Origin of the sequence: Micromonospora sp. DT44 (genome assembly GCF_049841635.1) — a bacterium.
GTDB lineage: Bacteria > Actinomycetota > Actinomycetes > Mycobacteriales > Micromonosporaceae > Micromonospora.
The window spans coordinates 1-24,191 of the sequence record NZ_JBNCKS010000001.1 but is presented as its reverse complement, the minus strand read 5'-3'; the positions used below and the strand labels follow the sequence as shown (position 1 = coordinate 24,191).

Annotated in this window: 21 protein-coding genes; 13 read left to right on the top strand and 8 right to left on the bottom strand. The window is 70.9% G+C overall.

The annotated features are described in order from the left end of the window. Positions 1-87: 87 nt before the first annotated feature. Positions 88-1,923, bottom strand: coding sequence for an RICIN domain-containing protein (locus tag ACLQ25_RS00105; RefSeq protein WP_425727889.1), 1,836 nt, complete (start codon positions 1,921-1,923; stop codon positions 88-90). A 299-nt stretch (positions 1,924-2,222) separates the two neighbouring features. On the opposite strand from ACLQ25_RS00105, the gene ACLQ25_RS00100 reads away from it, so the two are divergent. The 4 genes from ACLQ25_RS00100 to ACLQ25_RS00085 are packed head-to-tail and all read left to right on the top strand — an operon-like array spanning position 2,223 to position 7,029. Next, entirely contained in the window at positions 2,223-3,473 is a 1,251-nt protein-coding gene (locus tag ACLQ25_RS00100; protein ID WP_425727887.1) for a sugar ABC transporter substrate-binding protein, read from the top strand. A gap of 18 nt (positions 3,474-3,491) precedes the next feature. Continuing rightward, the gene (locus tag ACLQ25_RS00095; RefSeq protein ID WP_425727885.1) at positions 3,492-4,463 is read left to right on the top strand and encodes a carbohydrate ABC transporter permease; all 972 of its coding nucleotides are present in this window, start codon (positions 3,492-3,494) and stop codon (positions 4,461-4,463) included. Continuing rightward, positions 4,460-5,284 carry a carbohydrate ABC transporter permease gene (locus ACLQ25_RS00090; RefSeq protein ID WP_357171492.1) on the top strand — a complete coding sequence of 275 codons (825 nt, stop codon included), beginning with the start codon at positions 4,460-4,462 and terminating at the stop codon, positions 5,282-5,284. The genes ACLQ25_RS00095 and ACLQ25_RS00090 overlap by 4 nt, the downstream gene beginning before the upstream one ends. Positions 5,285-5,316: 32 nt before the next feature. After that, on the top strand, positions 5,317-7,029 hold the full coding sequence (locus tag ACLQ25_RS00085) for an amylo-alpha-1,6-glucosidase (RefSeq protein ID WP_425727883.1): 1,713 nt from the start codon (positions 5,317-5,319) through the stop codon (positions 7,027-7,029). Positions 7,030-7,172: 143 nt separating this feature from the next. On the opposite strand, the gene ACLQ25_RS00080 is transcribed toward ACLQ25_RS00085, so the two are convergent. After that, on the bottom strand, positions 7,173-8,186 hold the full coding sequence (locus tag ACLQ25_RS00080; RefSeq protein ID WP_425727881.1) for a LacI family DNA-binding transcriptional regulator: 1,014 nt from the start codon (positions 8,184-8,186) through the stop codon (positions 7,173-7,175). Between the two features lie 224 nt (positions 8,187-8,410). Between ACLQ25_RS00080 and ACLQ25_RS00075 the strand changes: the two genes are divergently transcribed. Beyond that, positions 8,411-8,860, top strand: coding sequence for an iron chaperone (locus ACLQ25_RS00075; protein ID WP_425727879.1), 450 nt, complete (start codon positions 8,411-8,413; stop codon positions 8,858-8,860). A 43-nt stretch (positions 8,861-8,903) separates the two neighbouring features. Next, on the top strand, positions 8,904-9,221 hold the full coding sequence (locus tag ACLQ25_RS00070; RefSeq protein ID WP_425727877.1) for a hypothetical protein: 318 nt from the start codon (positions 8,904-8,906) through the stop codon (positions 9,219-9,221). Positions 9,222-9,287: 66 nt separating this feature from the next. Here ACLQ25_RS00070 and ACLQ25_RS00065 read toward each other — a convergent pair whose 3' ends face one another. Then, entirely contained in the window at positions 9,288-12,137 is a 2,850-nt protein-coding gene (locus tag ACLQ25_RS00065; protein ID WP_425727876.1) for a glycosyl hydrolase family 95 catalytic domain-containing protein, read from the bottom strand. A gap of 406 nt (positions 12,138-12,543) precedes the next feature. On the opposite strand from ACLQ25_RS00065, the gene ACLQ25_RS00060 reads away from it, so the two are divergent. From ACLQ25_RS00060 to ACLQ25_RS00050, 3 genes are all read left to right on the top strand, one after another. Beyond that, positions 12,544-13,584: a LacI family DNA-binding transcriptional regulator gene (locus tag ACLQ25_RS00060; protein ID WP_425727874.1), complete on the top strand. Its 1,041-nt coding sequence runs from the start codon at positions 12,544-12,546 to the stop codon at positions 13,582-13,584. 129 nt (positions 13,585-13,713) lie between these two features. Next, positions 13,714-14,118, top strand: coding sequence for a YciI family protein (locus ACLQ25_RS00055; RefSeq protein ID WP_425727872.1), 405 nt, complete (start codon positions 13,714-13,716; stop codon positions 14,116-14,118). A gap of 8 nt (positions 14,119-14,126) precedes the next feature. After that, positions 14,127-15,272, top strand: a complete 1,146-nt coding sequence (locus ACLQ25_RS00050) for an RNA polymerase sigma factor (RefSeq protein WP_425727870.1) — start codon at positions 14,127-14,129, stop codon at positions 15,270-15,272. 19 nt (positions 15,273-15,291) lie between these two features. Here ACLQ25_RS00050 and ACLQ25_RS00045 read toward each other — a convergent pair whose 3' ends face one another. Next, the gene (locus ACLQ25_RS00045) at positions 15,292-15,480 is read right to left on the bottom strand and encodes a hypothetical protein (protein WP_425727868.1); all 189 of its coding nucleotides are present in this window, start codon (positions 15,478-15,480) and stop codon (positions 15,292-15,294) included. Between the two features lie 112 nt (positions 15,481-15,592). Beyond that, complete coding sequence (locus ACLQ25_RS00040) at positions 15,593-16,483, bottom strand: SGNH/GDSL hydrolase family protein (protein WP_425727866.1); 891 nt, start codon at positions 16,481-16,483, stop codon at positions 15,593-15,595. 202 nt (positions 16,484-16,685) lie between these two features. On the opposite strand from ACLQ25_RS00040, the gene ACLQ25_RS00035 reads away from it, so the two are divergent. After that, the gene (locus ACLQ25_RS00035) at positions 16,686-17,399 is read left to right on the top strand and encodes a hypothetical protein (protein WP_425727864.1); all 714 of its coding nucleotides are present in this window, start codon (positions 16,686-16,688) and stop codon (positions 17,397-17,399) included. A gap of 7 nt (positions 17,400-17,406) precedes the next feature. Here ACLQ25_RS00035 and ACLQ25_RS00030 read toward each other — a convergent pair whose 3' ends face one another. Both ACLQ25_RS00030 and ACLQ25_RS00025 read right to left on the bottom strand, forming a co-directional pair. After that, the gene (locus tag ACLQ25_RS00030; RefSeq protein ID WP_425727862.1) at positions 17,407-18,243 is read right to left on the bottom strand and encodes an alpha/beta fold hydrolase; all 837 of its coding nucleotides are present in this window, start codon (positions 18,241-18,243) and stop codon (positions 17,407-17,409) included. Positions 18,244-18,349: 106 nt separating this feature from the next. Beyond that, positions 18,350-18,919 carry an alpha/beta fold hydrolase gene (locus ACLQ25_RS00025; protein WP_425727860.1) on the bottom strand — a complete coding sequence of 190 codons (570 nt, stop codon included), beginning with the start codon at positions 18,917-18,919 and terminating at the stop codon, positions 18,350-18,352. Positions 18,920-19,184: 265 nt separating this feature from the next. Between ACLQ25_RS00025 and rph the strand changes: the two genes are divergently transcribed. The 3 genes from rph (at position 19,185) to ACLQ25_RS00010 (ending at position 23,556) form a co-directional block, all read left to right on the top strand. Further along, the gene (rph, locus tag ACLQ25_RS00020) at positions 19,185-21,803 is read left to right on the top strand and encodes a rifamycin-inactivating phosphotransferase (protein WP_425727858.1); all 2,619 of its coding nucleotides are present in this window, start codon (positions 19,185-19,187) and stop codon (positions 21,801-21,803) included. A 147-nt stretch (positions 21,804-21,950) separates the two neighbouring features. After that, positions 21,951-22,307, top strand: coding sequence for a YciI family protein (locus ACLQ25_RS00015; RefSeq protein ID WP_425727856.1), 357 nt, complete (start codon positions 21,951-21,953; stop codon positions 22,305-22,307). 73 nt (positions 22,308-22,380) lie between these two features. Next, positions 22,381-23,556, top strand: a complete 1,176-nt coding sequence (locus ACLQ25_RS00010; RefSeq protein WP_425728299.1) for an RNA polymerase sigma factor — start codon at positions 22,381-22,383, stop codon at positions 23,554-23,556. Between the two features lie 28 nt (positions 23,557-23,584). Here the strand turns inward: ACLQ25_RS00010 and ACLQ25_RS00005 are convergent, their stop codons facing one another. Further along, complete coding sequence (locus tag ACLQ25_RS00005) at positions 23,585-23,944, bottom strand: VOC family protein (protein WP_425727854.1); 360 nt, start codon at positions 23,942-23,944, stop codon at positions 23,585-23,587. Between the last annotated feature and the right edge of the window lie 247 nt (positions 23,945-24,191).

The window sequence follows — 24,191 nt, the reverse complement described above, 5'->3', positions numbered from 1 at the left end:
TGATCAGTGTCAATGAAAGCCCGGTCGGCGGGAATCCGGCGGTGGCCACCCGTGCCGGCGGCCACCGCCGGGGTTCACGCGCGTCGCCTACCGACCCCAGATACGCCAGGTCTGGTTCAGCGGACTGCCCTGGCCGACCGCGTTGCAGGGCCACTGGATGACCGACGCGCGGGCCGCCGTGGAGACCCCGTTGACGTCGACGCACTTGCCGCTGTGCCGGGCCACGAGTTGGTAGTCGTGCGCATCGTTGCCGGAGTAGGTCACCTTCCGGAGGGCGAACTGCTGGTTCGTCGCGTTCGAGCAGGTCCGCTGGATCACTGCGGCGGAGTTGGCGGTGGAAGCGCCGCTGACGTCGAGACACTTGCCGCTCTGCTGGTTGACCACCGTGTACGTGTTGGCCACGCCGGCGACCGGCCGGAAGTTCCAGAGCTGCTGGTCACCGCCCTCGCAGTAGAACTGCTGCTGCGCGTTGCCGTCGGCGGTGCTCAGGTTGGTGTTGTCCAGGCACTGCTGGGAGTGCTGGGCCACCGCCACCGACTGGAAGCCCGCCTCGGAGGGCGGCAGCAGGGTCACCGTGTACGTGTCGTTCTGGTTGCCGTACGGCAGGTTCACCGTGGCGTTGTTGTTTGACAGGTTGACGACGGTGTTCGAGACCGTGACGGGCCCCTGCACCGCGCCACCGTTGTTGTACGGAGTGCGCTGCGTGAGCACCCGTACCTGGTTGTTCTGCACCACGCCGCTCGTCGTGTCGAGACGTTGCAGGTTGACGGCCAGGTTTCCGGTCGTACGACCACCGCCGACCAGGACCTTCGCCACCCCGCTCGCCTTCGTGGCGTACGCGTCGTAGGACTGACTGCCGGTCACCGCCACGATCTCCCCGGCCTGGGAGGCGTAGTAGCGGTAGACCCACCACTCTCCCTTGGGCTGGTGCTGACCGGCCGAGTTGCGGACCAACAGGTTGCCGAGATCGTTGTGCAGGTTGCCGGCGCTGGCCCAGTTCGCGCGCAGACCGTCCGCCCCGGCCCGTTCCAGACGCGAGATGTACCAGGCGCCGTCGGCCGGGTTCTGCTCGTTGGACGCCCCGTACTCGTTGATCTGGTACGGGCGGGGGTGCGGGATGCCGCGCGGATCGAGGGTGGCGTTGGCGGCCGCGACGTTGGCGACCGGGTCACCCGGCAGGGAGTGCCAGCTGATGATGTCCGGAACGGTGTTCGTCGAGCGGACGAAGTCGAGGTACTGGTTCCAGAACGCGTGCGAGGTTGACGGCACGCAGGCGCAGCTCGGCCCGACGATGAGCTGGTTGGGGAACTCCACGCGGAGCCGCTGGTACGTGCGTCGCCAGAGTTCGAGGTACTGGGAGATCGGCCGGTTCCAGAAGATGGTGATGTTGGGTTCGTTCCAGATGTCCCACTGCACGCTCAGCCCGGACGCCCGGACGTCGCCGATGACGCGGTTCAGGAAGTTGTCGTAGTCCGTCCAGTTGCCGTTGTCGCCGGGAAAGCGCGAGATGCCGGCGCCGTCGGCGCCCCACAGGTCGTGGGGCAGCAGGATGAACTGCCCGCCGAGGGCGACGGTCCGGCGCGCCTGGGCGAGGGTGGCGTTCCAGCGGCGGTCGTAGTTTCCGCCGACCCAGCCACTGCCGGGCAGTTGCGCGCCGCCGGCCCGCATGTAGCGGAAGTTGACGTCGCGGTAGAAGTGGTCGGGTGGGCCGCTGGCGTTCTCGGTCATGCCGTAGATCCAGCCGGACGCACGGTAGGTCGGCGTGCCGGTGGTCGTGGAGAAGTTCACGCTTATCGACTCGTCGGCGGCCTGGGCGGGGGACGCGGCGACGGTGATGACCGTGGTGGCGGCGAGCAGGCCGACGGCGAGTCGGGCGACGAGCGCGCGTGCTCGGCCGGGCCTGCTGCGGGACGGGGTGTTCACGGGCGGCTCCTTGGTGGGGCGCGGGGGACGCTCTCCGGAGGGCTGCGCTTTGCGAATCGATTCGCTCGGATCGTAGGTCGGAGACTCACTCATGTCAATGAAGTGACGGCCCGGTAAAGCCGGTGTTTCCCGGCGCCCCCAGGAGGACTGCCGGCCGACTCTTGACCACCGAACACGGACGGTCCTATCTTCGTGCGAACCGGTTCGTCGAATCGGTTCGCCTCATGGTCGGACCCAGTCCGGCCCGCGACGGTCAACCCACGACCCCACCACACGATCGAGTTGAAGTGAGGCAGCACATGACACGACTCAACCGACGGCGGCGACTGGCCGCCGTGGCCGTGATAGCACTCGCCGCCGTGACGACCAGCGCCTGCTCGTCGTCGTCCGGAGGCTCCGGCAACGACGACGGTGGCGGCGGCGCCTACCTCGTCTGGGACCCGTACCCCCAGTTCGCCGACGACTCCGACTGGGTCGCCCTGCTCAAGAAGTGCGGAACCTCGGCGGGCGTGACGGTCGAGCGGACCGGCTACGACACCACCGACCTGACCAACAAGGCGCTGCTCGCGGCCCAGCAGGGCAACTCGCCGGACGTGCTGATCGTCGACAACCCGGTCATCTCGACCCTGGCCGAGGCCGGCGCGCTCACGACGACCGAGGAGAACAAGCTGGACATCTCGAGCATGGAGAAGAACCTGCTCGGCGCCGGCCAGAGCGCGGGCAAGACGTACGGCGTGCCGATCGGCGCCAACACGCTCGCGCTCTACTACAACAAGGACCTGCTGACCGCCGCTGGCGTCGACCCGGCCTCGGTCACCGACTGGACGTCGCTGACCACGGCGCTCACGAAGGTCAAGGCCAAGGGCAAGAAGGGCATCACCTTCTCCGCGATCGGCACCGAGGAGGGCAGCTTCCAGTTCCTGCCCTGGTTCTGGGGCTCGGGCGCGCAGTTGACCAGCCTGGACTCGCCGCAGGCGGTCTCCGCGCTGACGCTGTGGACCGACTGGCTGAAGCAGGGGCTGGCCCCGAACTCCGTCATCAACAACACCCAGACCACGAGCTGGCAGGAGTTCGCCACCGGCGACTTCGCGTTCGCCGAGAACGGCACCTGGCAGCTCGCGAACGCCGAGAAGCTGGGCTTCTCGTACGGCACGATCGCGATTCCGGCCAGCGCGGGTGGGCCGGCCCCGGCGCCGACCGGTGGTGAGTTCGTCTCCATCCCGGTGCAGAGCAAGACCGGCCGGTACGCGACGTCGCAGAAGCTCGTCACCTGCCTGACCAGCGCCGACAACCTCCTGACCACCGACACCACGCTCTCCTACGTCGCGCCGGTGGCCGCCGTGCAGGACCGGCAGGCCACCGAGAACCCCAAGCTCAAGGTCTGGGTCGAGGCGGTCCGGGCGGCCAAGGGTCGCACCGGCGACAACCTCGGCACGAAGTACCCGAAGATCTCCGAGCCCCTGTGGAGCGCCGTGCAGGCGGCTCTGAGTGGTGGGAAGTCGCCGCAGGAGGCCCTGACCGCCGCCCAGGCCACGGCCACGAGCAAGTAAGCGCGCCGAATCGACGACATGACCCCCACGACGCAGAACTCCACCACCACGCGGGACCACGGTGGGGCGGCCGACGCCGCCCCACCCGGGCCCACCGCGCCTCGTACCCGTCGAACCGGCCGCTGGCTGGCCTGGGGCTTCCTGGCGCCGACGGTCATCTACCTGCTGGCCTTCTACGCCTACCCGCTCTACCGCAACGTCGAGCTGAGCCTGCGCGAGTACACGGTCCGGTCCTTCGTGCAGGGTGGCGCGCCCTTCGCCGGCCTGGACAACTACCGCACCGTCCTGACCGATCCGGCGTTCTGGCCGACGTTGACGCACACCCTGGTGTTCACCGGCGCGTCGCTCGTCTTCCAGTTCGGCATCGGCATGGCCCTGGCGCTCTTCTTCCGCCAGCACTTCCCGCTGTCGGGCACCCTGCGAGCGTTGATCCTCGTACCGTGGCTGCTGCCGCTGATCGTGTCCGCCTCGACCTGGTCGTGGCTGCTCAACAGCGACTCGGGCCTGGTCAACGCCGCGCTCGGCGTGGTGGGGATCGACCCGGTCAACTGGCTCACGTCGCCGACCTGGTCGCTCACCTCGGTGATCATCGCCAACATCTGGATCGGGATCCCCTTCAACCTGGTCGTGCTCTACAGCGGCCTTCAGGCGATCCCGGTCGAGGTGTACGAGGCGTCCGCGCTCGACGGCGCGACCGGCTGGCAACGGTTCTGGTCGATCACGTTCCCGCTGCTGCGCCCGGTCTCCGCGATCACGCTGCTGCTCGGGCTGATCTACACGCTGAAGGTCTTCGACATTATCTGGATCATGACCAGGGGCGGCCCCAGCGGCTCCTCGGCCACGCTCGCCACCTGGTCCTACCGTCTCGGCTTCGGCAACCTCCTGCCCGAATTCGGGCCGGGCGCGGCCGTCGGCAACCTGCTCATCGTGCTGGCGCTGGTCGCCGGGCTCGTCTACATCCGGTTCCAACGGAGGCAGCACCTACGATGACCACGTCACCGCGTCGAGTCTGGTGGAAGACCCTCGTCGGCCTGGCGCTCACCGGGCTGATGCTCTTCCCCGTCTACTGGATGATCAACGTTTCGTTCACCCGGGACCAGGACATGCGGGCCAGTCCGCCGCACCTGTTCCCCACGAACGGCACGCTGGACGGCTACCGGGCCGTCCTCGACCAGCAGCTCCCCTACCTCGGCACCAGCTTCGTGGTCGGCCTCGGGACGGTGGCGCTGACGGTGGCGCTCGCCGCCCCCGCCGGGTACGCGCTCGCGAAGCTGCGCCCACCCGGCGGCCCGGTGCTGAGCTTCCTGCTGCTGATCGCACAGATGATCCCCGGGATCATCATGGCGATGGGCTTCTACGCCATCTACCTCACCCTCGGCGTCCTGAACACGCTGCCCGGCCTGATCCTGGCCGACACCACACTCGCGGTGCCGTTCGCCGTACTGATCTTCACCGCCTTCATGTCGGGCATCCCCGACGAGCTGCTCCAGGCCGCCGTGGTCGACGGCGCGGGACAGCTGCGCACCTTCTGGTCGATCGTGCTGCCGGTCAGCCGCAACTCGATCGTCACGGTGTCGCTGTTCGCGTTCCTGTGGTCCTGGTCGGACTTCATCTTCGCCTCGACCCTCGCCGGTGGCGGCGACCACCAACCGATCACCCTCGGCATCTACCACTACATCGGCAACAACAACCAGCAGTGGAACGCCATCATGGCCACCGCTGTGGTCGCCTCCGTCCCCGCAGCCGTGCTGCTGATCCTGGCTCAGCGGTACGTCTCGATGGGCGTGACCGCCGGCGCCGTCAAGGATTGACCACCCGCACCACAGAAAGGCAGCCGCCACCCATGACTGTCGCCCCGTCCGGTCCGGAGTTCGCCATCCAGGACATCCCGTTCAGCTATCGGGGATCCTGGCTCAACATCTCCCCCGTGGTCGCCGAGAAGACGTACGCCGAAGACCTGCACCTGGTGTCGCACCAGACCGGGCTGCACCCGGTGCTACGCCTCTGCCCCGGCGCCCCGGACGCCACCGTCGTCGCCACGCCGGCGCTGCTGACCTGGCGTGCCGGTCCCGGTCGGGTCGAGGCCGTCTTCGACGGACCGGACACCCTGCGGATCCGGGGCCGGCAGCTCGGCCTGCGGATCGCCGCGGCGGCGGACACGCTCACCCCGTTCAGCGGCAGCTACCTCTACCGCGACCCGGTCGACGGCTCGCACGTGTTCACCTCGTACGAGACCGGACGTCGCTACCGGGTCACCGTCCTGGCCGGCGCGCTGCGCCGCGCCGAGGGCGTCGAGGCGCTCGGCACCGCCGACCGGTCCCTGGACCTCGCCGGTGACGAGCCCTGGGAGATCGCCATCGAGGAGTACGCCACCGCGCGCCAGCCCTACGCCACGGCCGTCACCTTCGACCAGGTGTGCCACGACCGGAGCGCCGACTTCGCCGCGTTCGTCGACGCGGTCGCGCCGTGGCGCGGCGAGGACACCCCGGCCGCCGAACTGGCCGCGTACGTACTGTGGTCCGCCACCGTCGACCCGGCGGGCTTCGTCACCCGGCCCGCCGTCCTGATGTCCAAGCACTGGATGGACAAGGTGTGGAGCTGGGACCACTGCTTCAACGCGATCGCCCTGGCCGCCGGCGAGCCGGAGCTGGCCTGGCACCAGTTCCACCTGCCCTTCGACCACCAGGACGCCGCGGGCGCCCTCCCCGACTCGGTCACCCACTCCGAGGTCCTGCACAACTACGTCAAACCACCCATCCACGGCTGGGCGCTGCGGCACCTGCGCCGACGTCTCCCCCACCCACCGGACCGGGCGGCGCTCGCGCAGACGTACGACCGGCTGGCCCGGTGGACCGGGTTCTGGCTGGACGCGCGCCGCGCACCCGGTGCGGACCTGCCGCACTACCAGCACGGCAACGACAGCGGCTGGGACAACGCCACCACGTTCGACGACCACCGGGTCCTCCAGACCGCCGATCTGGCCGCGTTCCTCGTCTCGCAGTTGGAATGCCTGGCCGACCTCGCCGCCGAGCTGGGCGAAGAGGCCGACCGGTGGTCCCGGGAGGCCGACCGGATCCGTACGGCGATGCTCCGGGAGCTGTGGGACGGTGAGCGTTTCGCCGCCCGCAGCCCGCACACCGGGCAGCGGCGGACCAGTCGTAGCCTGCTCGACCTGATGCCGGTCGCGCTCGGCGCCGACCTGCCCACCCCGATCGCCGACGCGCTGGCCCGGGGCATCGAGGCCCACCTCACCACCCACGGACTGGCGACCGAGCCGACGGACTCGACCCACTACCTCGCCGACGGCTACTGGCGGGGCCCGATCTGGGCGCCCTCCACCGTGCTGGTCGAGGACGGCCTGCGGCGGGCCGGGCACACCGCGATCGCCGACGACATCAGCCAGCGCTTCCTCGCGCTCTGCGAGAAATCGGGTTTCGCGGAGAACTTCGACGCCGAGACCGGCGCGGGGCTGCGCGACCGCGCGTACACCTGGACGGCCAGCAGCTACCTCATCCTCGCCGCCGCCCAGCAGGAGCGCCGGGCCGCGCGGCGCTGACCGGGCCGGCGGCTTGGTCACGCGCCGGCGGCGTGGTCGCGCGCCGGCCGGCGTGGTCGCGCGCCGGCCGGCGTGGTCATGCGCCGGCGGCTTTGTCGCACGCGGCCGGCGTGGTCATGCGCCGCCGGCGGGAGCGGGCCGGATCAGCGGACCCGGACCGGGCCCGTGCTGGACCGCAGCGAGATGGGTGGGCTGTACAGGCGGTGCCGCGGCACGCTGCCGGGGGCCGCGATGATCTCCAGCAGCAGTGACACCGCCTCCGCGCCCATGTCCCGCATGGGTACGTCCGCGGCGGTCAGCGGCGGCCGGAAGTCCTCCGCCCAGTGCTGGGCGGCCACGCCGGTGACAGAGAAGTCCGCCGGCACGGCCAACCCGGCGCCGGTCAGCGCACGCTGCATCCCGGGCAGCGCCGCCTCGTTGATGGTGGCCACCGCCGTGACCTCCGGATGCGTGACGAGCAACTGCTCCACGCAGGCCTCGCCGGAGGCGGTGTCGTCGCCGCAGCAGACGTCGATGCCGGCGAGGCCCCGCTCCGCCACCGCCGCCTGGAAACCGGCCAGGGCTCGGTGGCTGGGACCGTAACCCGCCGCCACCAGCTCGGCGGAGCGGTTCACCAGGGCCACGTGGCGGTGCCCCAGGTCGGCCAGGTGGTGCACGCAGCGTGCGATCAACCCAGCGTAGTCGATGTCGACCCAGCTCATGCCATACGCCTCGGCCGTGCGGCCGATCGTGACGAACGGCAGACCAGCGCGAGCCAGCCGGGTCACCCGGTCGTCCTCCAACCGGATCTCCATCAGCACGACGCCGTCGACGCGACGCCCGGTGACGATCCGCTCGAACGAACGGTCGTGGTCGCCTCCCGACGGGGACAGCAGCACGTCGAGGTCGTGTCGGGCGGCGGCCTCGACGACGCTGGCGACGAAGCCCAACTGCATGTCGGTCAACCGTTGGCTGGCCGGTGGGATCACCAGTCCGAGGGTGCGCGTACGCCCCTCCTTCAGCGCACGGGCGCTGGCGTTCGGCCGGTAGTCCAGCTCGTCGATGACCGCCTGGATCCGCTGCCGGGTCGCCTCCGACACCGTCCGCTTGCCGCTGAGCACGTACGAGACCGTGCTGCGGGACACCCCCGCCCGACGGGCGATCTCCCCGATGTTCATCCGCCGCCCTCGAATCGACTGCTGCCCCGACGGGGACGCGCCCTGCTCCGGTTTCCGAGCATAAGCGCTCGCCGAGCGCACCCGGACGCCCCGTCCGCCCCCGCCCCGGCGCATCCGCCCCGAGCCGGTCAGGAATCAAGAAGCTCGCGGGCACCGTCCGGGCCTAGCCTTTTCCCAGGTGGCCGGCAGGATGCCGAACCACGACGAGCGAGAGGGAGCCCGACATGTCCGCGAAGTCCTCCACGACCGATTCCGACGGCTTCAGCGCCGAGGAGCGCGCCGCGATGAAGGAGCGTGCGGCTGAGCTGCGCGCCGAGGGCAAGAAGGGCGCCAAGAAGGCCGACGGGCTGCAGGCGGTCCTCGACCGGATCGCGCAGATGGCGCCGGACGACCGCGCGCTCGCCGAGCGGGTACACGTGGCGGTCACCACCACCGCGCCCGAGCTGTCGCCGAAGACGTGGTACGGGATGCCCGCGTACGCGAACGCATCCGACAAGATCGTCGTCTTCTTCCAGGACTCCGGCAAGTTCAACTACCGGTACTCGACGCTGGGCTTCCAGGACCCGGCCAACCTCGACGACGGCGACTTCTGGCCGGTGTCGTACGCCCTGCGCGCGTGGAGCCCCGAGGTGGAGAAGCGGATCGTCGAACTGGTGCGCGCGGCGGTCTCCTGAGCCACGCCCCGGTGCCCTTGCGCGCGACGGCGATGATCGCCGGGTGTCGTTCTGGGAATTCGTCACGGACGTCGGCCTACCGCTGATCGTCGTCGGCTGCGCCGCGGGCATCGCGGTCAGCGCGTTCACCGAACCGCCGGAGGAATTCCCCTGGCCGCGCGGCTGGGAGTGGGCGTGGGTCGTCGGGGTGTGGTTCATGGTGAGCGGCGAGGCGGCGTTCGGCGCCGGCCGACCGTGGTCGGAGCGCGCCTGGAAGGGCGCCGCTGCCCTGGTCAGCGCGGTGGCCTTCCTGGTCGCCGTCTGGCGATGGTGGTGGCGGCGCAGGCGGGCCCGGGAGACGGACGGCGACGCGGCGGGGTGACCAGGCGGGTGGGTGCGCCCGGCCCGCCGCCGGCGCGGGGCCGACGGCGGGCGGGAACGCGCCGGGTCAGGTGGTCGTGCAGGTGATGTCGGTCGGCGGGTTGTTGGTCCCCGTCGAGGTGGCGAGGAAGCCGAACGTGGTGGAGCCACCGGCCGGCAACGAGCCGTTGTAGTCCACGTTCGTCACCCGCACGCTCGCACCGCTCTGGGTGTGTGTGCCACCCCAGAGCTGGCTGATCGCCTGCCCGTTGGGGAAGGTCCAGGAAACCGTCCAGCCACGGATCGCCGTCGCGCCGGCGGTCACCGTTACCGAGCCCTGGAAACCGCCCGACCAGGCGTTCGTCACCGTGTACGTCGCCCGCGCGCCGGACGGCGAGGGTGTGCTCGACACGGTCGGCGTGGGCGTCGGGATCGGGCTCGGTGTGTCGGTCGGACTCGGGGTCGGCGAGCCGGTGGGCGACGGCGTGCCGCTCAGCGTCGGTGACGGTGTCACACCGGGCCGCGCCGCGCGGTAGGTGTGACCGGCGCGGACGGCGAGTTGCACGACATCCGTTTCGGGTCGGGTGGTGCTGGGTGTGCTGCCGTCGGCGTCGTCGACGATCGTGAAGGACCCGGTGAACAGGCGGGCGCGCAGGCGTACGGTGCCGTCCCGGTCGGCGCGGACGCTGATCTCGTCGGCCTGCCCACTGGTCCAGGCCACGCCGACGGTGTACCCACCCCGCCCGCGCAGGCCCGCGACCTGGCCGGTGGGCCAGGCGCTCGGCAGCGCGGGGAGCAGGTGCAGCTCGCCGTTGTGGCTGTGCAGCAGCATCTCGGCGACGCCGGACGTCGCGCCGAAGTTGCCGTCGATCTGGAACGGTGGGTGCAGGTCGAACATGTTCGGCGCGAGCCGGTCGGTGCGGACGAGGTCCTTCAGGAGCTTGTAGGCGCGGGCTCCGTCCTCCAGCCGGGCCCAGTAATTGATCTTCCAGGCGAGGGACCAGCCGGTCCCGTCGTCGCCGCGCAGTTCCAGCGTCCGGCGGGCGGCCTCGTAGAGCTGCGGGGTGCCGCGCTTGGTGATCTGGTTGCTGGGATGCAGGCCGTACAGGTGGGAGACGTGTCGGTGGTTGCGTTCGGTCTCGACCCAGTCGGCGAGCCACTCCTGCACGTTGCCACGGGAGCCGACCTTCATCGGGGCCAGCCGGTCCCGCGCCGTACGGACCTGGGAGCGGAACGTGGTGTCGACTCCCAGCACCTCGCTGGCCCGGGCCACGGCGTCGAACAGGTCCCGCAGGATCTGGTTGTCCATCGTGGGCCCGGCGCAGACGCTGGCGTTCGAGTGGTGCGGCAACTCCGGCGAGTTCGACGGGTTGGTGACCAGGTAACCGAGCGACGGGTGAGCGACCAGGGTGTCGAGGAAGAACTGGGCCGCGCCCTTGAGCGCCGGATAGTTGGCCGCCAGGAAACCGGCGTCGCCGGTGAACAGGTAGTGCTCCCAGATCAGCGTGGACAGCCAGGCCCCGCCGGTCTGCCACATTCCCCACAGCGCCCCGTCGACGACCGAGGCGCCACGCCACGCGTCGGTGTTGTGGTGGGTGACCCAGCCACCCGCGCCGTACTGCGCCTGGGCGACGCGGGCGCCGGTGGCCGTCAAATCCTTGATCATGTCGAAGACCGGCAGGAAACACTCGGCCAGGTTCGTGGTGTCGGCGGGCCAGTAGTTCATCGGCAGGTTGGCGTTGATCGTGTACTTCGAGTCCCACGGCGGCGTCATCGAGTCGTTCCAGATGCCCTGCAGGTTCGCCGGTTGCGTGCCCGGACGCGAGGAGGAGATCAGCAGGTACCGGCCGAACTGGAACAGCAGAGCCGAGAACTGCGGATCGTTGGTGCTCCCGTGCTGGGCGATGCGTACGTCGGTCGGCTGGTCGGCCGCGGCCGTCCGCCCGAGGTTGATGGTCACCCGGTTGTACAGGGCCTGGTAGTCGGCGAGATGGCGGCTGCGAAGCTGGTCGTAACTTGCCCCGCGGGCGGCGCTGAGGCGGGTACGCGCGATGCCCTGGTAGTCGCCGTTGACCGTGCGGTAGTTGACGTAGCTGGACCCGATCGAGATCAGGACGGTCACGCTCGTGGCCCCGGAGACGCGCAGGGTGCCGCCCGAACTGCTGACCGTCCCGCCCGTCGCGGCGGCGTAGGCCAGCGCGAGGAAACGCACCGACCCGTTGACACCCTCCATGGCTCCGGAGATGCCGTCGACCGCGATCGTGGCGGCGTCGGGGCTCGACATCGTCGTGCGTTGTGGACTGTCAAAGGTGGCGCCGAACGTGATCGAGTTGGCGCGGTCGGCGGTCAACCGGAGCACGATCACCCCGTCGGGCGCGCTGGCGAACGCCTCGCGCTGGTATCGGACGCCGTTGAGCACGTACGTGGTGGTGACGGTGGCGGTGGTCAGGTCGAGCGTCCGGTTGTACTGCGACGCGCCGCTGGCGGAACCGAAGGCGAGACGCAGGTTGCCCACCGGCTGGTAGGCGAGCTGGCCGCCCGGGTTCCCCATCATCGTCTGGTTGATCAGGTCCTGCGCCGACGTCCACTGGTCGGCGAAGACCCGCCGCCGGATCTCGGCGAGGTTGGCCGCGCCCCGGGTGTTGGCCGAGTCGTACGGGCCGCCGGCCCAGACGGTGTCCTCGTTGAGCTGCAGCCGTTCGGTGTCGACATTGCCGAACACCATCGCGCCGAGACGCCCGTTGCCGATCGGCAGCGCGCGGAGCCAGTCGGTGCCCGCCGGCTCGTCGTACCACAGAGCCATGTCGTTTGCGGCGAGCACCTGCGGCGGCGCGACGGAGCCGGCGCGGGCGACGGCGGACCACGCGACCGGTAGCAGCGCGGCGCCCGCGCCCACGGCACCGGCGCGCAGCACGTTTCTTCGTGTCACTTCGGACATGGTCTCTCCAATCTGCGCAGGCCAGACAGCTCGCGCAGGTGGGGACGGCGCCGCTGGAGACGCCGCCGGAATTTGGCGCTATGGCGGGGACGTGCCCACGGCCGGACTGCCGTTCGAGTCCTGGCGAGGACGGTCGGCGTCGGCCGGGAACGCGTGGTGGGCGCTCGCTGTTAGCGTTAACAGGCGCGGCCCGCTCGCACCCTCTGGCAACGTCCACAGCCGAGACCCGGCGCACCGGGCTCCCGGCGGCGCGCCATACATCCTCCATAGACCTTCGTAGATAACAACGCTGCTCGTCAATAGATGACGACCATGTTTCGGGCCGGCCTCCACCTGCTTCGACAACCGCCGCCGGGTGCGCGCCCGCCGGACCGGACGACCGGTGCCGCGACCGTAGACTCGCCGTGTGAGCGACGAGAGCCGGCGGCGCCGCCCCCGCAAGCCACTGAGGGGTGACCTGCCCGTCGCCACGATCGCCGAGCTCGCCGGAGTGTCCCCTCCCACGGTGTCCAAGGTCCTCAACGGCCGCGCCGGGGTGGGTGAGCAGACCCGGCAGCGGGTGGAGGCGCTGTTGCGCGACCACGGCTACCGCCGACCGGGGGACGCCGTGAGAACCCGCTGCGTCGAGGTGCTCTTCCACCACATGCTGCCCTCGATCGCGCTGGAGATCCTGCGCGGCATCCAGGAGGTCGCCGACGCGCGGCACTGCACCGTCGGGTTCGTCGACCTCCGTCACCGCGTGACGGCGGGGCTGCCCTGGATGGAGCCTCTGCTGCTGCGGCATCCGACCGCTGTCATCGCGGTCTGTTCTCTCGTCACCGCCGAACACGGCCGACAGTTGGCCGCCATGGGCATACCGCTGGTCGCCATCGACCCGGGGGGCGAACACTTCCCCACCCCCGCCGTCGGGTCGAACAACTGGAGCGGCGCCCTCGCCGCCACCCGGCACCTTCTCGACCTCGGCCACCTGCGGATCGGGGTACTCACCGGGCCGGTGCAGGACCTGGCGGCGCGGGCTCGCCTGGACGGCTTTCGCGCCGCGCTGGATCATGCCGGCATCGGATTCGACGACAGCCTCGAACGGCAGGGGGTTTTCAGCTTTGTGGCCGGCCGGGACCTCGGCCGCGAGTTGCTGGCCCTTCCCGAACCACCCACCGCCATCGTCTGCGGCAACGACCTGCAGGCCCTCGGCGTCTACGCGGCGGCACACGACGTCGGCTGGCGGATCCCCGAAGACCTCAGCGTCGTCGGGTTCGACGACGTGGACCAGGCGAGCTGGACGTCGCCACCACTGACCACGGTGCGACAACCGTTCACCGAGATCGGGGCCACCGCCGCCCGCCTCGCGTTGACGCTGGCCGACGGTCACGCCCTGCCCCAGGAACGGTACGAACTCAGTACGGCGCTCATCGTCCGGGGCAGCACCGGGCCACCCGGGCACCGGTAGCCGCGCCGGCACGGCGGGTCCCGACCTCGCCACGGTTTTCTTCAGCGACCATGTCGAGAAACCAGACCCGGCGTCGTCCCCGGGGTGAACGCGACCGGAACGGGTCGCGCCAGCGAGGAGGAACACGAGATGAAGTACCTGCTGCTGAAGCACTACCGGGGCGGTCCGGCCGGAGTGAACGACGTGCCGATGGACCAGTGGACGCCGGACGAGATCTCGGCGCACATGCAGTACATGCACGACTTCGCCGCCCGGCTGGAGAAGAGCGGCGAGTTCATCGAAGGCCAGGCGCTCGCCCCCGAGGGGGCCTGGGTCCGCTACGACGGAGAGGGACGCCCGCCGGTTACCGACGGCCCGTTCGCCGAGACCAAGGACCTCATCGCCGGCTGGATGGTCATCGACGTCGACACTTACGAACGCGCCGTCGAACTGGCGGGCGAGCTGTCGGCCGCGCCGGGCGCGGGCGGAAAGCCGATCCACGAGTGGCTCGAGGTACGCCCGTTCCTCACCGAGCCGCCCACCATCACGGAGTGACCTGAACGATGGACCAGGCACTGCTCCGGAGCCTCACGCCGAGCGTGCTCGCCGTTCTCGTCCGCCGCGGAGCTGACTTCGCGGCGGCCGAGGACGCCGTGCAGGATGCGCTTGTGGAGGCCGTTCGCATCTGGCCGGCCGATCCGCCGCGCGACCCGAAGGGCTGGCTGATCACCGTGGCGTGGCGTCGGTTCCTCGACACCGCCCGCGCGGACGCCGCCCGTCGCCGTCGGGAGGACGTGGTGGACACCGAGCCGACGCCCGGTCCCACGAGCGGCGTGGACGACACCCTTGCGCTCTACTTCCTCTGCGCCCACCCTTCGCTGACGCCGTCGTCGGCCGTCGCGCTCACGTTGCGCGCCGTCGGAGGGCTGACCACCCGGCAGATCGCCCAGGCCTACCTGGTGCCCGAGGCGACCATGGCGCAGCGCATCAGCCGGGCCAAACGCACCGTCTCCACCGTACGATTCGACCAGCCCGGCGACGTGACCACCGTGCTGCGCGTGCTCTACCTGGTGTTCAACGAGGGCTACACCGGTGCCGTCGACCTCGCCGCCGAGGCCATCCGGCTCACCCGGCAGCTCGCGGTCGCCATCGACCATCCCGAGGTGGCGGGACTGCTCGCCCTCATGCTGCTGCACCACGCCCGCCGTGCCAGCCGGACCGCGCCCGACGGCAGCCTGGTGCCGCTCGCGGAGCAGGACCGCAGCCGATGGGACACGACCGCCATCGCCGAGGGCGTCGGCGTCCTCCAGGCAGCCCTCGCCCGCGACCGGCTCGGCGAGTTCCAGGCACAGGCCGCCATCGCGGCGCTGCACGCCGACGCTCCCACCGCCGAGGAGACCGACTGGGTGCAGATCGTCGAGTGGTACGACGAGCTCGCACGCCTGACCGACAGCCCGGTCGTCCGGCTCAACCGCGCCGTGGCGGTCGGCGCGGCCGACGGCGCCCGGGCCGGGCTGGCGGCCCTCGCCGCGTTGGACGACTCGCTGCCCCGGTACACGGCGGTGGCCGCGTACCTGCACGAGCGCGCCGGTGACCTGACGACGGCGGCGCGGCTCTACGCCGAGGCGGCCCGTAAGGCGGCCAACCTCGCCGAGCGGGACCACCTGACCCGCCAGGCCGCCCGCCTCAACGACCACCGACGGCGGTGAGGGCTGGCGCGCGACCGCCTCAGACGCTCGGCAGGGGCGCGTACCACTGCGCGCCGGTCACCCGGATCCGCTGCGACTGCCTGCGGTTCCACTCCACCCGCATGTTCAGGTTGCTGCGCACCACGCCCCAACCCCGCTGCTGCTCGCGCCGGGCGGTCAGCGCCCTCTCGTACGCCGACCTCAGGTCGTCGTCGGTGGCGCCGTCCATCCATCCACGGCGGGGATCCTGGCACGGACCTCGGACAGTGTCCGGCGGTGGCGGTGCGGACGGTCCGGCCCCGCCGTCGTACGGCGGGGCCGGCTGCGGCGGTCGCGCCCGGTCAGCTCAGGGTGGCGAGCAGCGCGGTGCTCATGCCCTGCTCACCACGGGCGTTCGGATGGAAGGGCGCGGCGGAGTTCTGCGGCACCAGACCCTCGACCCAACGGGTGCCGCTGCTCTTGCACGCGTCCCGACCGATCGACGGCGTGTAGACGTCGGCGTAAGTGGCGCCGTTCGCGCCCGCGGCGCTGGCCAGCATGGCGTTGAGCGACTTCTCGATGCCACGCAGGTACGGCACGTCCTGGTAGGCGATCGGGACCACCGGCCAGCAGCCGTACCCGCTGTCGGGCAGGATCGCCGGATAGCCGAGGACGACGACGCGCGCGTTGGGCGCGGCCCGGCGGATCGACTGGAGCACGGTGGTCACCTTCGGCACCGTCGCCGCGATCCGGGCCTGCAACTGGTCGGTGCCGCCGGCCGTGTACCGGTTCTTGCACGGCGAGCCGAGGGGACTGCTGAGGCTCGCCTCCGCGCACTCGCCGATGATGCCGGAGAAGCCGATGTCGTTGCCGCCGATCTGCACCGTCACCAACGATGTGCTCGAGGTGACCGCGTTGAGCTGCGGCGGCAGGTTGATGCCCAGTTGACCGCTGCCGCCGTAGAGGATGTCGTCGGTCGTGGCCCCGGAGCAGCTCACGTCCGCGAACGACGTCGAGCCGGCGGCCGCGGCGACCAGGGAGGGATAGTTGCGGTTCGACCGTAGACAGTTGAGGTCCACCTGGGTCGGGATCAGGGGACCTGCGGTGTACGAGTCGCCCAGCGCGACGTAGCGGCCGGAGGGGACCGCGGCGCTGGCGGGGGTGGTGACGGCGAGCAGGACGCCGACGGTGGCCGTGGCGAGTACGGCCAGTCGGGCGGCTGCCCGCAGGAGCGGCAGGCGGGGACGGGGCATGACGCCTCCCAAGGGAGATCGCGGTGGTGGTGGTGCCGAGATCCTGTCCCCGGTCGACGATCGACGTCAATATAGATAGCCCTCACTAAACGACACGCTGGAATGTGGATTTCGCCTTTACCCCACACCCCTGCGACACGCGATGATCCCCCGCCGCATAGCATGGCGACAGTTCGGGACGGCTCTGCTGAAACGAGGCGACATGCGTTGGCTCCAGCGGCTGCTGGGCGGCGGACAGGTCCAGCTCGACCCGCAGCGGCAGCAGGCGCTGCTGCGAGACCTCCAGCACGGATACGGCCCGCGGGAGCGGACCCCGTTCCCCGCGCAGGTCGAGGCGGCGACCGGGATGCTGAACGGGGACGACGGACTGGTGGTCGCGGCCCGCGTCCTGCACCAGGTCGCCGACGAGGCGCACCTCGATCTTCGGGCGCAGGCCCAGGACATTCACCGTCGGACGGGCCGGCGACTCCTCCTGAACCGGCGCAACTACCGGCAACTGTGGTCGGAGGCCGGCCCCGGACTGCGCTGGCCGCTGTTCGCACTGCCCTGCGGCTTCCACCCGTACGCGCAGGTGGCCGCCGCTGTCGCGGTGGTCGGCGGTCGCGCGGCCCGGCTCGACCGGGTGACCGATCCGGCGCCGCTGGTGACCCACATGTTCGAGGTGCTCGACCTCACCACCGCCGGCTGGGAGTACGGCCGGGTGCGGGTGGACACCGACGGGGCAGCCCTGGTCGATCGACTGATCGCGAGCGCCGCGCAGATCCTCGCGGCCATGGACGACCCACCGCGACTGCCGCCGCCGGTCCGCGCGCTGATGCGCCGCAACAACAGCCTCGACGTCCACGATCCGCACGCCGGACATCCGGTGGGACGGATCAACCTGGGCGCGCGGATGCGGGAGCAACTGCTGGCCTGACCGCCGATCAGGCGTGGGCGTGAGCGGCCAGGAAGGCGAGCAACAGGGTCGCCACCTCGTCGGGGTACTGCACGTGCGGGTAGTGACCCGCGCCCTCGACCATCTCGAGCCGGCCCAGCCCGGCCGGCAGCGCGGCCACGATGGCCGCGCCCTCGGCGCGCGGGTCGGTCCAGTCCGGGTCGAGCGTGCCCTCGACAATCAGGACCGGACAGCGGACGTTAGCCAGTTGCGCCCCGGCGTCGGTCGGCGCGGACCCGCCCATCTTGCGCATCGCCGCCATCCGGCCGGGTTCGCGCATCATGGCGTCGATCTGGGCCGTACGGGCGGACCAGTCGGCCGGCTTGCGGCCCGGGTAGGCCACGTCGAGATAGCTGCGCCAGAGCCGGACGCTGCCGAACAGGCCGGCACCGAGCAGCCGGGCGATGCCCCGGCGGTAACGGGAGACCCGCAGGTCACCCAGCTTGATCGACTGCTTACGTGTGAAGGGGGCCAGTTCGACGACTCCGGCGACCGACTCGGGGGCACGGGCGGCGGCGATGGTGGCGGCGCCACCGGAGATCGAATGGCCGACCACCACGGCCGGGCCGCCCAGGTGGCGGATGACGGCGAGCAGATCGCCCGCGATGTCGGTGCGACTGTAGGAGCGCCAGCCGACGCTCGACTCGCCACAACCGCGCAGGTCGACCGCGGCCACCCGGTAGCCGGCGGCCGCCAGGCGCGGCACGACAAAACGGTACGCCTCGCGGCTGTCACCCATGCCGTGGGCGAGCACGACGAGCGGCCCGGAGGCGCCGGTCACCTCGTACGCCAGGGTGCCGCCGTCCACGTTCAGGTACTCGGTCATCGAAGCCTCCAAGCTAATCATCTTAGCTCAAGGCTAATACCATTAGCCTGTGCCGTCAAAGTGACGTCCGACGCAGCAAACGAGGGCCACGACCAGGAAGTTGCGCTCAGCGCGCGGACGCGGCGTCCCGGATGATCACCCGCGCCACCTCGCCGAGGTCGTCGTCGAGCTGATGGTCGCGCCCCGGGAGCCGGTACAGGAGCGCCTGCGGCAGCGCCTGCGCGTAGCGATCGGCGTGCGACGGTGGCACCGTCTCGTCCCCGAGGCCGTGGAACACCCGCACCGGCACGCCGCGCGGCAGCCTGGCACCGAGGTCGCCCGGCAACTCGAACTCGTCGCTGGGCCAACCGCCCGCCCCGACGAACGGAGCTGCGACCAGAACGATCAGCGCCAGCTCACGCTCCGGTGGCCGCTCGGCGAGCACGTGGGCGAGGATCGCCCCGCCGACCGAATGGCCGACCACGACCGCGCCGTCGTCCAGGGCCGCGATCTCCCGGCGGACGGCAGCGCTCCAGGTGGCGTAGCGCGGATCGCCCTCGTCGGGCAGGCGCGGATAGCGGACGTCGTACGAGTCGCCGAGTTCGCGCCGCAGGCTCTCGACCATCCGGCTGTCCCACTCGTCGTACGTGCCGGGGCCGGCGCCCTGGACGAAGAGGATCTGCGTGGCCGCTGTCACGGCAGCTCCCTCTCGCGCCTCGTCAGCGGGGATCGCGCCGCTTTTTCGCGATTTTCATTCGTGGCGTTCCATTCGTGGCCGGAAAACGCCACCGGTATCCGCTCCCACTTTAACGTATATCGCGACCGGGCCCTTGCCGCAAGACCCCCGTCGTGACGCAGAATCGTCGGCCGGAGACGGAACGATGCGAAGAATCGGGGCACCACGTGGGTGTGTTGTGCAGGGCACGAGTGTTCACGCCGACCGTCCGGGCCGAGGTGGCGCGATGACGGACCGGTACGTGTGGGATCTCGACGAGGTCGACGAGACGCGGGTCGCGCTCGTCGGCGGCAAGGGCGCCCGGCTGGGGGCGCTGACTCGGATCGACAGCGTCCGCGTACCGCCCGGTTTCTGTGTGACGACCGATGCGTTCCGACGGGTTGTGGCCGAGGCGTCCGCGATGGCGGATCACCTCGACCGTCTGTCGCGCCTCGCGGCGGACGACCGGGACACGATCCGTGCCCTCAGCGCGGAGATCCGCCGAAGCATCGAAGCGATCGTCCCGCCGGACGACGTGGTGACGGCGATCGGCGCGGCCCTGCGCCGCCACGGCGCGGACACGGCCTACGCCGTCCGGTCCAGCGCCACCGCGGAGGACCTCGCGACGGCCTCCTTCGCGGGACAGCAGGACACCTACCTGAACGTCCGGGGCACGGAGGCCGTCCTCGCAGACGTCCGCCGGTGCTGGGCCTCGCTCTTCACCGAGCGGGCCGTCAGCTACCGGCAGCGCAACGGCATCGACCACCGGGCGGTCCACCTCGCGGTCGTCGTGCAGAAGATGGTGTTCCCGCAGGCGGCCGGTGTGCTGTTCACGGCCGATCCGGTCACGTCCAACCGCAGGGTCGCCTCCGTGGAGGCCAGCTTCGGTCTCGGCGAGGCTCTGGTCTCCGGGCTCGTGAACCCGGACGCCTACCGGGTGCGCGACGACGCGATCGTCGACAGGTCGATCGCCGTCAAGCGCCTCGCCATCGACGCCCTCCCGGGCGGCGGCACCGCCCGACGGGCGATCAGCGCGGACCGGCAGGGCCGGCCGGCGCTGACGGACGACCAGGTCCTTGGGCTGGTACGGGTGGGGCGGCGCATCGAGGCGGGCTTCGGTTGCCCGCAGGACATCGAGTGGTGCCTGGCCGACGGCGACGTCCAGATCGTCCAGAGCCGGCCGATCACCACGCTGTTCCCCATACCCGCCGCCGCCCGGGACGGGGAGAACCACGTCTACCTGTCCGTGGGGCATCAGCAGATGATGACCGACGCCCTGAAGCCGCTGGGACTGTCCATGTGGCAGCTCACGGCGATGGCGCCGATGCACGAGGCCGGTGGGCGGCTCTTCGTGGACGCCATCGGAATCCTGGCGTCGCCCGCGAGCCGTGCCGGCTTCCTCGAGATGATGGGCAGGTCCGATCCGTTGGCCCGGGACGCGCTGGAGACCCTCCTCGCCCGCCCCGACTTCGTACCGACGCGGACCGACGACGCTCCCCGTGTCCCCCGGCTCGGCGGCACGCCGGCCACGATCGAGAACGATCCGGCCATCGTCACCGAACTGGTCGAGCGCAGCCGGACGTCCCTCGCCGCGCTGCGACGGGACATCGCGACGGTGACCGGACCGGCGCTGTTCGACTTCCTGCGCACCGCATTCGAGGAGCACAAACGGCTGCTCGCCGATCCATTGAGCATGCAGGCGATCATGGCGGGGATGGAGGCCACCTGGTGGCTCAACGAACAGCTCGCCGGATGGCTGGGTGAGCGGAACGCCGCCGACACCCTCACCCTGTCGGCCCCCGGCAACATCACGTCGGAGATGGGCCTGGCGCTGCTCGACGTCGCGGACGCGATCCGTCCGTACCCCGAGGTGGTGACGTTCCTGCGGGACGTCGACGACGACGGCTTCCTCGACGAGCTGCCGAGGCTGCCGGGCGGCAGCCAGGCGCGCGACGCCATCCGGGCCTATCTCGACCGGTACGGGATGCGCTGCGTCGGCGAGATCGACATCACGAGGCCGCGCTGGACCGAACGTCCCACCACGCTCGTACCCCTGATCCTCGACAACATCAGGTTGCACGAGCGCGGCGCGGCCGCACGGCGCTTCGCGCAGGGGCGCGAGCAGGCCCAGCGCAAGCGCGAGGAGCTGCTGGAACGCCTGCGCGCCCTGCCGGACGGGGTGCGCAAGGCCGACGAGACCGCTCGGATGTTCGACCGGGTTCGCACCTTCATCGGGTACCGGGAGTACCCGAAGTACGCGATCATCAGCCGCTACCTCGTCTACAAGCAGGCCCTGCTGCGGGAGGCGGGACGCCTCCTTGAGGCAGGCGTGCTGCGCCAGCTCGACGACATCTTCTACCTCACCTTCGCCGAGCTGCACGACGTCGTACGGACGCACCGGATCGACGATCACCTCGTCGAGCGGCGCAGGGAGGCGTTCCGGACGCACCAGACGCTCACCCCGCCCCGGGTGCTCACCTCGGAGGGAGAGGGCATCTCCGGGGCGTACCGACGCGATGACGTGCCGGCCGGCGCGCTTGTCGGTCTCGGCGTCTCCGACGGGATCGTCGAGGGTCGCGCCCGCGTCCTTCCCGGCCTGGCCGAGGCCGACCTGGAACCGGGCGACATCCTGGTCACCGCGTACACCGACCCGAGCTGGTCACCGCTGTTCGTGGCGGTCGCCGGACTGGTCACCGAGGTGGGTGGCCTCATGACCCACGGGGCGGTCATCGCCCGGGAGTACGGCCTGCCCGCCGTCGTCGGCGTGCCGGACGCGACCAGGCTCATCCGTGACGGGCAGCGGATCCGGGTGCACGGCGCCGACGGGTACGTCGAGATCATGTCGAACGAGGGCGCTCAGGTGTAGGGCCTGGTCGGGAACCAGCCGTAGCCCGATCGCCGCGAAGTCCAGGATCAAACTGTGCGGCGTGACTGTCGATCTACCGCCCGCCCGAGCCGTCGTACTGTAGGGGCCCACCACCGAGGGGGCCGGCACACGGACAGGACTTGAGCCATGGCCAAGTACATGATTCTGATCTACGGCGACGCCCAGCAGTGGGAGGCGATGACCGACGAGCAGTGGAAGGCGCACGACGCCGCGCACGAGGCGTTCGCCGGGAAGGCCGGGACGCAGATCATCGACGGGAAGCAGTTGGAGATGGCGTCCACGGCCACCACGCTGCGCTCGGACTCGATGGGCCAGATCACGACGACCGACGGCCCGTTCCTGGAGACCAAGGAGGCGCTCGGCGGCTACTACCTGCTCGAGGCCACCGACCTGGACGAGGTGCTGTCGTTGGCGAAACTGCTCCCGGAGGTGCGCGCGTCGCACAGCGGTGTGGAGATCCGCCCCGTGGTCGACCACGGTTGACGTGACCGACCCACGGACGAAGGACGAGGTCGTCGCGGCGGTCGCCCAGGCGCACCGCCGCGACTGGGCCCAGGTGTTCAGCACCACGGCCCACCTGACCCGCGACCTCGACCTGGCCGAGGAGTGCACCCAGGACGCGTTCGCGCAGGCCCTGGAGACCTGGACGCAGGCCGGCATTCCGGACCGGCCGGGAGCCTGGTTGACCACCATCGCGCGCAACCGGGCCCGCGACGTCCTGCGCCGCGAATCGGTGTTCCGTCGCAAGATGCCCCTGCTCGTGGCCGACGAGACCACGCCGGGGCCGGAGGACGGCCTCGTCGACGACCGGCTGCGCCTCATCTTCACCTGCTCACACCCGGCCCTGGCCCGGGACGCCCAGGTCGCCCTGACGCTGCGCCTGGTGTGCGGGCTGTCCACGCCCGAGGTGGCCCGCGCGTTCCTCGTGCAGCCGGCCACCATGGCCGCCCGCATCACCCGGGCCAAGAAGAAGATCGCCGCGGCCCGCATCCCGTACCGGGTGCCGGGCCCGGACCAGCTCGAGGAGCGGGTGAGCGCCGTCCTGGAGGTCGTCCACCTGATCTTCACCACCGGCCACACGGCGCCGCTCGGCGCCCAGCTGGTCCGCCAGGATCTGGTGGACAGCGCGGTCGGGCTGGCCCGCATGCTGCATCTGCTGATGCCGACCAACGCCGAGATCAGCGCGCTGCTCGCGTTGCTCCTGCTCAACGTCGCCCGCCAGGACACCCGCAGATCCGCGGACGGGCGTCTGGTGCTGCTGTCCGAGCAGGACCGCTCGCGCTGGGACCGGCAGCTCATCGCCGAGGGCCGGGCTCTGGTGGCCGACGCGCTGCGTCGTCGGCCTCCGACGCGGTACGCGTTGGAGGCGGCGATCGCCGCCCTGCACGCCGAGGCGCCGAGCTGGCAGGACACCGACTGGGCCCAGATCGTCGCGCTCTACGACACCCTGTTCCGGATCTGGCCCTCTCCCGTGGTCGATCTCAACCGGGCCGTCGCGATCGGGCTGCGCGACGGCCCCCGGGCCGGCCTCGACGCGCTGAATCCACTGCTCGCCGACCCGGCCCTCGCCACGTACGGATACCTGAGTGCCGCCCGGGCCGACTTCCTGCGCCAGTTGGGGCAGTGGCGGCCGGCCCGGACGGCCTACGAGGAGGCCCTGACCCTCACCGACAACGACGTCGAACGGGCATTTCTCAGCGAGCGGCTGACCGAAGTGGAACGAAATCTGTGAGCGCCAGCGCCACTGGACGTGCGGTCGGTCAGACATCCGCCTCGATGGCGAACGTGTTGCCGTCCGGGTCCTGGATCCAGGCGATACGACCACCTCCGGCCCGCGCGGTGATCCCCTTCGGGTCGTGCTCGAACTGCTCGTACCGCACGAGGTCGACGCCGGCGGCCGTGAGTTCGTCGACGATCTCGTCGAGGTCGTCGACGTACCACGTCGCCAGCGTTGCCTCGGTCGTCCCGGCGGTGACCGACTGGTACACGTTGAGGGCCGGTCCGCCGCCGGAGGCGTAGATGCGGCTGCCGTCGGGGGTCTGGGCGCTGGGCGCGGACCGCAGCGCCCGCAGGCCCAGCTTGCCTTCGTAGAAGGCGACCGCCCGCGCGATGTCGGACACGGCGACCGATGTTCTGAGGTGGTGAGCGCTCAAGGGCATGCCCCCAGCCTGGCAGAGGCGGGGGCCGGTGGACGAGACGCGGGGCGGGCTCGGCGTGGTGCCGGGCCCGCCCTGCGGGTGGTGGTTCGGGTCAGCGTTGCAGGGTGAGCAGGCCGGGGCGGTAGGGCAGGAGGCCGTAGTCGACGCCGTTGGAGGAGGGCGATCGGCCTTGGTAGAGCAGTTGGAGGTTGCAGGGGTCGACGGTGAA